Origin of the sequence: Sphingomonas jinjuensis (assembly GCF_014197105.1) — a bacterium.
GTDB classification, from domain to species: Bacteria; Pseudomonadota; Alphaproteobacteria; order Sphingomonadales; family Sphingomonadaceae; genus Sphingomonas; species Sphingomonas jinjuensis.
In genome coordinates this window covers 118085-130534 of record NZ_JACIEV010000002.1, presented here as the reverse complement: position 1 = coordinate 130534, position 12450 = coordinate 118085, and the positions used below count along the sequence as shown (strand labels likewise).

Here is a 12450-nt window from a genome sequence, read left to right as displayed (position 1 = left end):
AGGATCCCCATGGCCAGCAATCCCCCGCCGACGCCCGAGTTCGGCAAGGACACCCGCATCTCCGTCAGCGTCGACAACGGCACGACCTGGCTGACGATCGCCGGCGAGAAGTCGTTCGACTTCGCGCGCGCGAGCAGCGACACCGACATCTCCGACAAGGACGGCCCCGCCAAGGTCTTCACCCCCGGCGTCGTCACCCTGGCGGTCAGCGGCAACGTCAAGCTGCCCGACGCCGGCCTCACCGCGGTCTACAACGCGATCAAGACCGGCGGCGTCATCCTCGCCAAGGCGGCGAAGGGATCGACCGCGCGCTACAACGGCCCGGTCACCGCGGGTAACTGGAAGGGCACCTTCGGCCAGGACGGCCCGGTGCCGTACAGCTTCGACCTCGCCGCGGCCGGCCCGGCCACCACCGACACGCTGGGCTGACGGTGGAGACGGGACCCGCGCCGGCGGACCAGCCGGCGGCGATCGCCGATCGCGGCGAGCACGACCTCGAGCTGGCGGGCGTCACCTACCGGCTGCGCCCGTCGCGCGCCGCGCTGCGCACGATCGAGAAGAAGACCGGCGCCACGACTCTCGCGCTGATCCAGGCGGGCAACGTCGGCGGGCTGACGCTCGAGCAGCTCGGCATCATCGGCGCCGAGCTGATCCGCGCCGGCGCCGGGGACGAGCTGACCCGATCGGTAAACGCCGACCGGATCGAGGAGCTGATCTTCGAGGAAGGCCTGTCGGGCGCGCACGCCGCGCTGACCTTGTGCCTGATGGACGCGGCGACGGGCGGGCGCACCGCGTCGGGGGAAGCGAAGGCGGCGGCAGCGTAGACGAGGCGTCGCGCTGGCGCCGCGAAATGGGCGTCATGATGGACGCCTTCGGGTGGACCGCCGAGCAATATTGGACGGCGACGTCGCACGAGATCTGGGCGCTGGTCGAGGCGCGCGAAGCGGCGAACAAGCGGCAGCGATAGGAGGGGCGAGTGGCAGCACGCATCACGCGCGACCTCTATCTTCAGGTTTCCGGCAACGCCGACGGGCTGAAGCTCGCCACCAAGGCGGGGCGTTCCGCGCTCCTCGAGCTGGGCGCCGCCGCCGGCGACGTGAAGGCCGAGGTCGAGCGCGCGTTCGGCGACCTGGGCTCGAACGCGCCGGCGTCGGCGCGCCAGATCGAGGCGACGTACCGCAAGACCTTCGACGCGATCCGCGCCAACGCCCAGGCGGTGCTGTCCGCCCCGACGAAAGGCGCGGCGCTGCAGGTGCTCAACGCCGGCCAGGCCGCCGAGCAGGCGGCAATCGCCGAGCGCCAGGCGGTCGCGCTGCGCCAGGTGGCGACCGCGGCGGCGACGGTGTCGCAGCGTGCCGGCGAGGCTGGTGTCGCCGAGCGCGTTCTCGCGGTCGCCGCGGAGGCGAACGCCCAGGCGGCCGAGCACCACGCGACCGCGCTGCGCCAGCAGGCTGCGGTACTCGGCAACGTGCAAGGCGAGCTGAGGTCGATGGGCGTCGTCCAGGGCAAGCAGACCGTCATCACCGGTCAGCAGCGTGTTGCGTTCCAGCAGCTCGGTTTTCAAATGAACGACGTTGCGACCCAGTTCTCCAGCGGCACCCCGCCGATGCAGATCTTCGCGCAGCAATCGGGCCAGGTGATCCAGGCGCTGAGCCTCATGGGGCAGGAGGGAAAAGGGGTTCTCGCCTCTTTGGGCGGACCGTGGGGTGCCGCCCTGACTGCCGCTGTGGTTGTAGCGGTCCCGTTTGTCGCGAAGCTGATCGAGGGCAACAACGCCCTCAGCGATGGCGTCGACAAGCTGACGAAGGACGCGGCGGAGACCGACAATGCGTCCAGGGCCAAAGAGGCGTTCGCTCGCACCCTCACCGGTGTCGAAGCTGCGCTACGCGACAACGAGAAGGCGCTGAAAGACCAGGGGGACGCCTATCGTACGGTAGCTGAGAAGGCAGAACTTGCCGCAAGGGCTCAGCTCAAGGTTTTGACGGCTGCGCGCGCCGCTCGATCGGCAGAGTTGGCGGGGCTCGAGGAGCAACAGGCGAGAAATCAGGCGGCCGCGAAAAGCGGTCGGGGCGGTGATCCCAATCTCCAATTCCGGCTACAAACCCAGCCTGGCTTGATCGCGAACCGGCGTCAGTATCTCGCTCGTGTTGATGCCGACATCGCAGCGGCTAATGCCCAACTTAATCAGAGCCAGTTGGATCAGGTCGCCGCTGTCGCGAAGATGTCGCCCAGCGAGAAGATCCAGCGGGGTTATGACACGCTTGCGCGCGCAGCAACGGAACGCGCCAAGGCCGAAAAGCTCAGCGCTGAGGCTCTCGATGGTCAGCTGAAGGTGATCTACGCCCAGCGCGACGCTGCGCTAGCCACCGAGCACAAGCGTCGCTCCGAGGCCCACCGCACCCCCAACAACGACCAGATCGGCCGCGAGGTGACCGTGACCGAGGCGACGGCGATCGCGCGCAGCATCGGCGGCCGGGTCACCAGTGGCCTGCGCTCGACCGAGACGCAGGCGCAGATCTATGCCGACAAACTTGCTGGCCGGCATGATGGGCCCGTTGCGAAACCCGGTACCAGCGATCACGAGCGCGGCCAGGCGATCGACATCGCCTACGGGCCCGGGATCTCTCAGGATTCGATCAAGCGGGCATTCCGGCGGCAGGGCGTCGTGATCCGCCAGCTGCTCGACGAGCCGGCGCAGCGCGTCTTCCACGTCGGTTTCGGCAAGGCCGGGCCGTCGGCGAGCACGATCGCCAAGCAGGAACAGTCGGCCGCGGACAAGCGCGCCCGCGACGCCGAGGCCTACGACCAGCTGCTCGCGCGCGCCAACGAGGAGACGCTGCGGCTGAAGCGCAACCAGGTCGACGGCATCGCCGAGGCGGCGGATCTCGACGTCGCCGCGATCGAGGTCGAGCGCCAGCGCCTCGACAGCGCGGTCGACGCGGGCGTCGAACAGCGCCGGTGGACGCAGGCGCAGGCCGACGCGGTCAAGATCGTCAACGCGACCAACGCCGCGCTGAAGACCACCGAGGTGCGCTCGCGCGAGCGCCAGCAGCTGCTCGACCGCCAGCTGCAGCAGCAACGCGCCGAACTCGACCGGTCGGCGTCGCTGCTCCAGCTGCAGGCGGACCTCGAGACCACCAACCGCGGGCGGCGCGCGATCGCGCTGCGCCTGCTCGAAAACGACGAGGCGCTCGCGCGCAAGCGGGCGCAGCGCCTGATCGACTCCGAGGATCCCGACGACCAGCGCGAGGGCCGCGCGCAGCTGCGCCAGATCGACGCCGAGGGGCCGCTGCGGCGCCAGCAGCTCGATCGCCAGTTCGCCGGGCCGGTCGGCCAGTACCAGCAGCAGCTGCAGAAGAACGTCGGCGACATGAACCAGGCGCTCGAGGGCGTCGCGGCGAATGGCCTGCAGTCGGTCGAGGACGGCCTGACCGGGGTCCTGTCGGGCACCGAGAACGTCGCGGACGCCTTCGAGAAGATGGCGGCGTCGATCCTGGCGGACCTCGCGCGGATCGCCGCGCAGAAGCTGATCCTGTCGGTGATCGGCGCGTTCACGGGCGGCGGCGGTGGCGGGTTCTCGCTTGGCGCCAGCAGCGGCGGCGGTGACTTCGGTGCGATCTTCAGCGCGATCGGCGGTGGTCGCCAGTCGTCGCTGGTCGATCCGAACCCCAACCGCACCGTTGCCGAGGCCTATCGCGAGCTGATGAAGGGCGGGGCGCGCGTCGCCTACGCCAGCGGTGGCCGCGTGGAGGGTCCCGGCGGTCCGCGCGAGGATCGGGTGCTCGCCAGGCTGTCGGCGGGCGAGTTCGTCATCAACGCGGCGGCGTACCAGCGGCACCCCGAGCTGGTCGAGGCGATCAACGCCGGCCGACTGCCCACGTTTGCCGACGGCGGGCTGGTCGGCGGTCGCCGGATCGCCTGGCGCGACATTCCGCCCGCCGATCGCCTGCAGCGCGCCGGCGGGGTGTCGGCGCCGGTCAGCGTCTCGATCGACGCGCGCGGGGCGGACATGGCGGCGGTGGCGCGGCTGGCCGCGTCGATCGCGGAGCTGAAGGCGACGCTGCCGGCGACGATCGTCTCGACCGTCCAGGACGCGCAGAGCCGGATGTACCTTGCGTCATGATTATCTTTCCCCGGATCATGCCGACCGTGGGAGCGAGCGGGCTTCAATTCGATCCCGATCGCACCGATTACCTCTCGCCCGAAGCCGGTGGCCGGCTCGGCGCGATTTCGGCCGGCCTGCCGCGCTGGGCGATGCGGATCACGTTGAGCGCGATGCGAATGGAGGCAGCGGCGCAGTGGCGCGCCTTCCTCGATGTTCAGCGCGGGCCGCAGCGGCCGTTCGTCGCGTTCGACATCGATCGCCAGCTACCGCTCGCTCACCGCGGCGGCCGGCCGTTCCATCCCCGCCCCGGGAGCTGGGCGCAGGCGGTGACCGGCGAGGGCCTCGCGCTGCTGACGCTCGGCGGGCTGGTGCCCGGGCAGATCGTGTCGATGGGCGACTACGTCGGTTTCGCCTGGGAAGGCCACCTGGCGCTGACGCGGGCGGTGGAAACGGTCCAGGCAGGCGTCGGCGGATCGGCCCAATTCGCCGTGGAGCCGCCGGTGCCGCCGATCGTGCCGCATGGCGCCGCGGTGTCGCTCACCCGCGCGGGCTGCCTGATGCGGCTGGTGCCGGGCGAGACCAAGCTCGCCGGTTCGGCGATCGGCGTCTACGCCAGCGGCAGCACGATCGTCGCGATCCAGGACGTGATCGCGTGAAGAGCTACAGCGACGCGGCGATGGCCGCGATCGAGGCGGGGACGGCGATCTGCGTCGGCGCGGTCGAGATCCTCGGCACGCCGGCGGTGCGCGTCTGGGGCGGGCCGTGGCCGATCGCGATCGACGGCCACGAATACCTCGGCGTCGGCGATCGCGGCCAGGCGCAATTCTACGGCGCGGGGCTCGGCGCCGCTGCGCAGAACTACACGCTCGAGCTGTCGGGCGTCGACCCGGCGCTGCTGCCGCTGCTCGACGCCGACGAGGTGATCGACGCCGCGGTGGTGCTGCGCCGGCTGATCTTCGACGGTTCGGGCACCAGGCTGCTCGACGTCCACGTCCACCGCCGCGGCCGGCTCGACCAGCTGGTGACCGAAGAGGAAGTCGGCGGCGTCGCCGTCATCAAAGCGATGATCGAGGGCGCCGCGCGCGGACTTCGCCGCAGGGGCGCGCGCCAGCGCAGCGACGCCGACCAGCGGCTGATCGATCCGTCCGACGGGGGGATGAAGCACGTGTCCTACGCCGGCCAGAAGATGCTTTACTGGGGCGGCAAGCCGCCCGCGACGGCGACCGCGGCGCTGCAGTCGTGATCCGCGACCTCGACGCACTCGGCCGGCTGCTCGCCGCGCGGCTGGCGGTGCCGTTCGCCTGGGGGCGGGACGCCAACGACTGCGTCGGGCTGGTGCTGGCGGCGATCGCCGCGCAGACCGGGCGCGACGCGCTGCCGGGGGTCGCCTGGGCGAGCGAGCGCGAGGCGGCGGTGGTGATCGGCCGGCTCGGCGGGCTCGAGCGGGCGCTCGACGAGCGGCTGCGGCGGATCGCGCCGGCGCTGGCGGCGCGCGGCGACGTTGCCGGCATCGCCGACGCGCGCTTCGGCGTCAGCCTGATGCTGGTCGAGGGCGCGACGCTGGTCGGCCCGGGGCCGCGAGGCCTCAAGCGCCTGCCGCGATCCGCCGCGATCGCCGCCTGGTCGATCCTGCCGGGATGAGCGCCGTCGTTCGCGGCGTCATCGGCGTCGCGCTGATCATCGCCGGCGCCGTCACCGGCAGCCCGTTCCTGGTCTCGGCCGGCGCGTCGCTGACGCTGTCGGCGGCGACCGAGCTGATCGTCGGCACCGGTCCCAAGCAGGACCGGCAGGTGTCGTCGGCCAACCTCCAGCTCGGCGAGCAGCCGCGGATGGCGGTGTTCGGCGACGTCGTCGTCGGCGGCTCGCTGCTCGACGGGTTCAACTACGGCGGCGAGTTCGGCACCGACTGGGAAGTCCTGCCGATCGCGATCGCCGACCACCGCTGCGAGGCGCTGGTCGGTTTCTACCTCGGCGACGTCTACGTGCCCTTCGCCGGCAACGGCCCGGTCGCGGGCTACAACGGCCAGCTGGTCGTGCGCTGGTACGACGGCAGCGCCAACGCCGCGGCGGATCCGACGCTGGTCGCGCACGGCAGCTGGTCGGCGGCCGATCGCCTGGCCGGCGTCGCCTACGTCGTCGTCGCCTACAAGGCCGACGATCCCGAGGCGGAGCATCCGGTGTGGCCGGGCGGGCGCCCGTCGTTCCAGTGGCGGGTGAAGGGCAAGCGCTGTTACGACCCGCGGCTCGACGACACCGTCGCCGGCGGCGCGGGGCCGCAGCGCTGGGCCAATCCCGCGACCTGGACCTGGACCGACAACCTCGCGGTGTGCCGCTACAATTGGGTGCGCGGGATCTTCGCGCGCGACCAGGTCGACCGGCCCGAGCAGCTGCTCGTCGGCCGTGGGCTGAACCCGGCCGAGGCACCGCCCGAGCGTGTCGCCGCGCCGGCGAACCTGTGCGACGAGCTGGTCGCGCTGAAGCTGGGCGGGAGCGAGCGCCGCTACCGGGTCGCGGCGGCGATCGCCAGCGACGAGGCCGCGGTCGACGTCGAGCTGAAATTCGCCGCGGCGTGCGGCGGCATCATCACCCAGCCCGAGGGCTCGGTCGAGATCGAGCCAGGCCAGGCGCGCGCGGTCGTCGCCGAGATCACCGACGACGACATCCTCGTCGGCAAGAAGGTGACGTTTAGCCTCTACCGGTCGGAATCGGACGAGGAGTGGTGCAACACCGTCGTCGGCACCTACGTCGAGCCGGCCCAGCAGTGGAAGAAGCACGCGGCGCCGGTGCGCCGGGTCCACGCCGACATCCTGGAGGATGGGCGCCCGCGCGAACGCAAGCTGGCGCTCGACTACGTGACCAGCGGCACCCAGGCGCAGCGTTGCGCCGAGATCGCGCGGCGGCTGGGGCGGCTGACCGCGACCGGCGGCTTCTCGCTGGGGCCGCGGTTCTGCGAACTCGAGGAGGGCGACTGGATCGCCTACACGTCGGCGCGCCGAACGCGGGGGCAGCGGCTGATCTTCCGGATCGAGGCGTACCAGGGCGACGCGTCGTGGCAGACCGCCTTCACGCTCCGCCAGGTCGCGCCCGAGGTCTACGCGTGGAACCCGGGCGACGAGGGCACCGACGGCGCCGTCGTCGTCCAGCAGGCGGCGCCCGACGACGCCTACCTCGACACCTTCGCTTCGCGCGCCTCGAGCCAGGGCAACGCCGCCGAGATCAACGACCTGCGCCAGCGCGTCCACGCGCTCGAAGAGCAGCAGCCCTAAAACCGGAGCACATCGATGGACCAGGTGGCGCGTCTCCCGCTCGGCGGGCGGCGCTATCAGGACCTGGTGAAGACGATCGTCTTCACCGGGCCGACCGACTTGAGCGGGGCGGCGATGCGGCTCCAGGTGCGCGCGACGCCGGGCGCCCCGGGTGCGCCGCTAGTCGATCTGCAGGCCGTGGGCAGCGCCGCGCTCGAGGGGATCACGATCCTGCGCGTCGAGACGGAGGGCAGGCGCTTTCGCACGACGGTCCAGATCCGCGTCCTCGAGGCGACGATGCGCGGGCTCGGCGCACCGGCGGAGATCGGCGGCGACGCGGTCCTCGCCTATGATCTTCAGGTGACGCCGGTCGGCGGCGAAAAGGCGGTATGGCTCGAGGGCGAGTTCTGGGTGCTCGCCGCGGTGACCGGCGCCGGCGGCGCACCGGCAGGTGGCGACGTCGGCGGGATGCCGCGGCCGAGGCCGGACTTCGGCACGGCGGTGGCGACGTTCCAGATCGGCGCGGCAACGCTGGCGGTGCAGATCGGCCCGGGCGCCGGACCGCGTGGCCAGGACGCGGCGCCCCCCGGCCGGATCGACATCACCGCGACGCAGGGCCAGACGCGCTTTCCCGCGGTTGGCGACTTCAGCCAGTTCGGCTTCGCGTACGACGACGCTGCGGTCATCGAATTGAACGGTCAGGGCCTGGTCCCGATCGACTTCAGCGCGCCCGGCGGCGCCGCGCCGATCGTCCTCACCGTCGGCGCCGACGCCGGCGACGTGCTGACCGTCCACAGCTTCAAGCTGGTCGGCGCCGACCCCGCGACGGGGCTCGACCGGCTGTTCTTTTCGATAGGCAAGAGCGCGCGGCAGAAGCTGCGCGAGGGGATCGCGCTCGACGATGCGCGCCAGTCGAACGACGACGACCACAACAACGCGCTCGCCTCGCTGATGGACGATGGTTACCGGCGCATCCGGCTGCCGGGGACGCGGCTCGGCGGGCTCGACAAGAGCGGCGACTATCTCCTCGCTTGCAACGCCTGGACCAACCCCGAGGCGGCGGCCGGCGGCTTCGATGCGCTGATCTCGTCGCGCGGCAACGTGCGCAGCGACACGTTCCTGGAGGGCGACGGGCCACGCGTCAGCCGGATCTACAACCGCGGCCTCGGCTACGCGTTGATGGCCAACAGCCTGTCGGGCGATCCCAAGGACAACCTCACCAACATCGGCGCGCGGCGGGTCGGCTTTTACGGTGCGGTCGAGGCGCTTGGCTTCGCCGAAAACAACCACCTGGTCGCCTTCGCCGGGGTGACCGGGCTCACCTTCGACCACTGCGGCTTCTACGGCTGGCAGGGCGACGCGATCTACGACGCGCACGGCTTCAAGCCCACCGACACGGCGCAGAACTTCGACCTGCGCGTCGTCGGCTGCCTGTTCGACGGCATCCTGAAGCAGAACCGCAACGCGATCTCGGCGGAGAGCATCGCGGGCATGTGGGTGGCGTTCTGCACCTTCCTCCGGATGACGCTGCCCGGGATGCCGGGGCCGATCGACGTCGAGCCGCTACGCACGACCGGCAGCGACCAGGCGGCGGCAATCAAGCTGCTGTTCAACCGCTTCCGCGACTTCACCGGCTCGGCGATGACGATGAACCTCGGGCCGCCGGACCACTATTCGGCGGGGCTCGACGTGCTGATGCAGGGCAACACGATCGAGGACGGCGTGCTCGGCTTCGACGTCAACGGCGGGGTGACGCCGGCGACGATCGGCGCGGAAAAGAGCGACCACAACATCCTCGTCCGCGACAACCACTTGCGCCGCGTCAGCAAGCCGATGCGGCTGCGCGGCGCGTGCGGGCTCGATTACCGGGGCAACCAGCACCAGGATGTCGACGCGATCCTGCTCGGCAACCTCGAGGGCTACGCCAACCGGCGCGTCACGATCGACGAGAACCGCTGGCTGCGCGGCGGGCTCGAGACCGGCGCGGTGCTACTCCACGACGACACGACGATCGACTGCTCGTTCAGCCGCAACGAGCTGGTCGACTGCGGCCTGCGCCAGACGCGGGCGAGCGTCCTCGTCATCGGGCGCAAGGGCGACGTCGAGCTGCGGCTCAACGACAACCGGGTCAGCGATCCCGATCAGCGCGTCGCCGCCTTCGCCGCGATGGGCAACCAGATCGGCACGATCTCGCCGAGGAGCGAAAAGAGCGGCAACCGCTTCCCCGACGGCCAGCCGCCCAGCGCCGGCAACTTCAATCCGCCCGCGCCGGTGCGCGGTGTCGTCGCGACCTACGTGTCCGATCAGCAGGAAGTCATCCAGCCCGGCCAGGCGGTACCGCATGACGTGCCCTGCCCGGGCGCGACGGTGGGGATGACGTTCCGCACCTATTTTCCGGCGCGACAGCCCTCGGCGACCGACCTCTACATCACCAGCGGGATTTGCCGGGTCACCAACGTGGTGCGCTTCGCGATCGAGAACGTCGGCACCGTCGCCATGACGATCGCCGCCGGCACGACGCTCCTCGGCGTGGAGGAAGCATGATCGACCTGCCCGAGATCGGCGACTTCTGGTCGCCCGACGCCTTCACCGCCCCGCGCGTCGTCGTCGCGGTCGTGCCCTGGGGCAACGACTGGCGGATCCTGTTCAACGACGGCGGCGAGCCCGCTGACGTTGATGGTGACCCGGCCATCGGCCCGCAGCCGGCCGCGCTGCTGACCGAGGCGCAGGCGCTGGCGCTGGCGCGGATCGACCAGCGCAGCGCGGCGGTCGCGGCGGCCGGCGCCGACACGCCGAGCGGACGCGCGAAGACCGACGCCGGCTCGCGCGAGCTGATCATTGCCGCGCACGTCCTGGCGCTCACGTCGATCAGCTTCAACGCGACCGGCTTTCGCCAGGCGTTCACCTTCATCGACGGCGACGAGGAGAGGGAAGAGGTGCTCGATGCGGCCGGCACGCTGGGTGTCGGGATCGCGGTCGCGGCCCGGATCAATGCCGTGAGGAACCACGCCAAGGCGCTGGTCACTGCGGTACGTGCGGCGACCAGCGTCGATGCGGTCGAGGCGATCGACGTCGACGGCGGGTGGCCGGCGTGATCGAGCGCGTCGGCGAGGTCCTCGTCCAGATCCTCATTTCGCTCGACCAGCTGGCGCAGGTGCTGGTCGTCGGCGCCTTCTACGCAGCTGGCCTCGCGCCGCTGCCGCCGTCGGCCGACGAAACGATCTCGAGCTACGTCGGCCGCGGGCAGCAGCGCGGCGCGCGGTGGGCGGGGCCGGTCGCCTGGGCGATCGACGGGCTGTTCGTTCTGCTCGGCGCCGCGCCGGGTCACTGCCGGCGCAACGTCGAAACCGCATGCACCGGCCGCGCGCCGACCGCCTGACCTTCGGGAGAACCACCGTGGCCGAAAGCCCTTCGCGCAAGCTCGCGCGCCTCATTCGCCAGCTCGACGCGTTCCTCGCCGCGGGCGGGCAGCTCGGCGTCTATTCCGACGAGCAGGCACGCGACGCGATCGCCGCGGCGCTGCGCGGGGAGGGCGGCCTCGGCGTCGCCGTCGACGGCGCCGGTGACACGCTGACGATCCGGATCGGCGACGCCGCGGCGCTGCGTCTGACGCTGGGGCTGGGGACGGCGGCGCTGCTCGCCGGCGCCACGGCGGCCGAGTTCCACGCCGGTACCGCGAGCCGCGCGCTGACGACGACCGCGGTGTGGGACGCGGCGGCACCGGTGGCGCTGATCGACCAGGCGACGATCGCGGTCGACCTCGGCGCGATGATCAACGGCGTGGTGACGCTGGGCGGCAACCGCACGCTCCGCAATCCGTCGCGCGCCAAGCCGGGCCAGTCGGGCTTCATCGAGCTCGTCCAGGACGCCACCGGCGGTCGCCAGCTCGCCTTCGGCAGCGCCTGGCGCAACACCGCCACCGTCACGCTGTCGAGCGCGGCCGGCGCGCGCGACTGCCTCTACTTCGTCGTGAAGGCGACCGACCGCATCGAGGTCACTGGCCTGACCAGGGCGATCGGCTGATGCTGCCGGGGATGGCGCTGGCCGGCGCGGGCGCGCGGGTGCCGATCGTCCTGCAATCGCTCGCCCGTAGCGCGAGCGTACCCGTCGCGTGGGGCGGCAACATTACGATCCTCAACCGATCCGCGGGATCGACGCTGTCGGCTCCCGGCGGCGTCGCCGCGCAGGGATCGAGCAGCACCAGCTACCGGATCGACGACGTGAGCGGCGTTCTCATGGTGATGAACCCGAGCGGCAGCGGCAAGCAGCCAGGCTATCTCGAGTCGTTCGCTGTCGTCGAGACGCTTGGCGACGCCGCAAACAGCCCGCGCACCAGCTTCATCACCGTCACCTACACCTGAGGAGCACCACCTTGGCGGATCTTGTCCGCAAGCAGGGCGACACCCTGCTTGCCTATCTCGTCGTGCGCGACGCCGTCACCGGCGATGTGGTCGATCTGAGTGCGCTTGGCATCGTCGTCACCAGCGACGCGCGCGACGCTGACGGCATCGTCCACAGCTTCGCCGTGACGCCCGCGACCTTAGGCGGTGGCGCCGCCCAGCGGCTGCGCGCCAGCCTCGGCGGATGGGCGATTGGCGCTGCGGCGTGGGACGTGCAGCTCGACGAAGGCGACGAACGCACGTCGACCGACACCCAGCGGATCCAGATCGTCGAGGACGTAACGCAATGACGACCAGGCTTACGCTGCGCGATCGGTGGACGTTCGAGCTGGTCGTCCTGCCCCAGGGCGAGGCGACGGCGCCCAGGTTCCTGACCATCCCCACGATCCGCCACGGCGGCTCCCCGCAACTCGGCGAGGTGCTGACCGGCGTCAACGGGACTGCAACGGCGCCGATCGGCGCTGTCGCCTGGCTGCTGGCGGGCACGTCGACGGCGGTGGCGACGACGGCGACCTTCTCGGCCGGCGAACTCGCCAAATCCTACGAGTTCGAGAACACCGCGACGAACAGTGCCGGCACGACCTCGGCGCGATCGGCGCCGGTCACGATCGCGCCGCCCCCCGACACCCTGCTTTCGCCGATCGACGGCAGGGCGCTTCTCAGCCCGGTCGACGGGCGCATCCTTCTTCGGAGAGCATGA

At 71.3% G+C, this 12450-nt stretch carries 14 protein-coding genes; all 14 read left to right on the top strand.

What is annotated here, in order from left to right:
* Nucleotides 1-9: 9 nt before the first annotated feature.
* Nucleotides 10-429, top strand: a complete 420-nt coding sequence (locus GGQ80_RS03930) for a phage tail tube protein (RefSeq protein WP_183982596.1) — start codon at nt 10-12, stop codon at nt 427-429.
* Nucleotides 430-431: 2 nt separating this feature from the next.
* Nucleotides 432-824: a hypothetical protein gene (locus GGQ80_RS03925; RefSeq protein WP_183982595.1), complete on the top strand. Its 393-nt coding sequence runs from the start codon at nt 432-434 to the stop codon at nt 822-824.
* A gap of 152 nt (nt 825-976) precedes the next feature.
* Complete coding sequence (locus GGQ80_RS18710; RefSeq protein WP_183982594.1) at nt 977-4123, top strand: D-alanyl-D-alanine carboxypeptidase family protein; 3147 nt, start codon at nt 977-979, stop codon at nt 4121-4123.
* 17 nt (nt 4124-4140) lie between these two features.
* Nucleotides 4141-4761, top strand: a complete 621-nt coding sequence (locus GGQ80_RS03915) for a hypothetical protein (protein ID WP_221364184.1) — start codon at nt 4141-4143, stop codon at nt 4759-4761.
* Nucleotides 4758-5348, top strand: a complete 591-nt coding sequence (locus tag GGQ80_RS03910) for a hypothetical protein (RefSeq protein ID WP_183982592.1) — start codon at nt 4758-4760, stop codon at nt 5346-5348. Before GGQ80_RS03915 ends, GGQ80_RS03910 begins: the two co-directional genes overlap by 4 nt.
* On the top strand, nt 5345-5746 hold the full coding sequence (locus GGQ80_RS03905; protein ID WP_183982591.1) for a DUF6950 family protein: 402 nt from the start codon (nt 5345-5347) through the stop codon (nt 5744-5746). Before GGQ80_RS03910 ends, GGQ80_RS03905 begins: the two co-directional genes overlap by 4 nt.
* Nucleotides 5743-7371 (top strand): phage tail protein, encoded by a 1629-nt coding sequence (locus GGQ80_RS03900; protein WP_183982590.1) that lies wholly within the window; start codon nt 5743-5745, stop codon nt 7369-7371. The genes GGQ80_RS03905 and GGQ80_RS03900 overlap by 4 nt, the downstream gene beginning before the upstream one ends.
* Nucleotides 7372-7386: 15 nt before the next feature.
* Complete coding sequence (locus tag GGQ80_RS03895; RefSeq protein ID WP_221364183.1) at nt 7387-9894, top strand: hypothetical protein; 2508 nt, start codon at nt 7387-7389, stop codon at nt 9892-9894.
* Nucleotides 9891-10445 carry a DUF4376 domain-containing protein gene (locus GGQ80_RS03890; protein WP_183982588.1) on the top strand — a complete coding sequence of 185 codons (555 nt, stop codon included), beginning with the start codon at nt 9891-9893 and terminating at the stop codon, nt 10443-10445. The genes GGQ80_RS03895 and GGQ80_RS03890 overlap by 4 nt, the downstream gene beginning before the upstream one ends.
* Nucleotides 10442-10729 (top strand): hypothetical protein, encoded by a 288-nt coding sequence (locus tag GGQ80_RS03885; RefSeq protein ID WP_343050816.1) that lies wholly within the window; start codon nt 10442-10444, stop codon nt 10727-10729. Before GGQ80_RS03890 ends, GGQ80_RS03885 begins: the two co-directional genes overlap by 4 nt.
* A 17-nt stretch (nt 10730-10746) precedes the next feature.
* A complete protein-coding gene (locus tag GGQ80_RS03880) occupies nt 10747-11373 on the top strand; it encodes a hypothetical protein (protein WP_183982587.1) in 627 nt (208 codons plus the stop codon).
* Nucleotides 11373-11711: a hypothetical protein gene (locus GGQ80_RS03875; protein WP_183982586.1), complete on the top strand. Its 339-nt coding sequence runs from the start codon at nt 11373-11375 to the stop codon at nt 11709-11711. Before GGQ80_RS03880 ends, GGQ80_RS03875 begins: the two co-directional genes overlap by 1 nt.
* Nucleotides 11712-11722: 11 nt before the next feature.
* The gene (locus GGQ80_RS03870; RefSeq protein ID WP_183982585.1) at nt 11723-12040 is read left to right on the top strand and encodes a hypothetical protein; all 318 of its coding nucleotides are present in this window, start codon (nt 11723-11725) and stop codon (nt 12038-12040) included.
* The gene (locus tag GGQ80_RS03865; protein ID WP_183982584.1) at nt 12037-12450 is read left to right on the top strand and encodes a hypothetical protein; all 414 of its coding nucleotides are present in this window, start codon (nt 12037-12039) and stop codon (nt 12448-12450) included. Before GGQ80_RS03870 ends, GGQ80_RS03865 begins: the two co-directional genes overlap by 4 nt.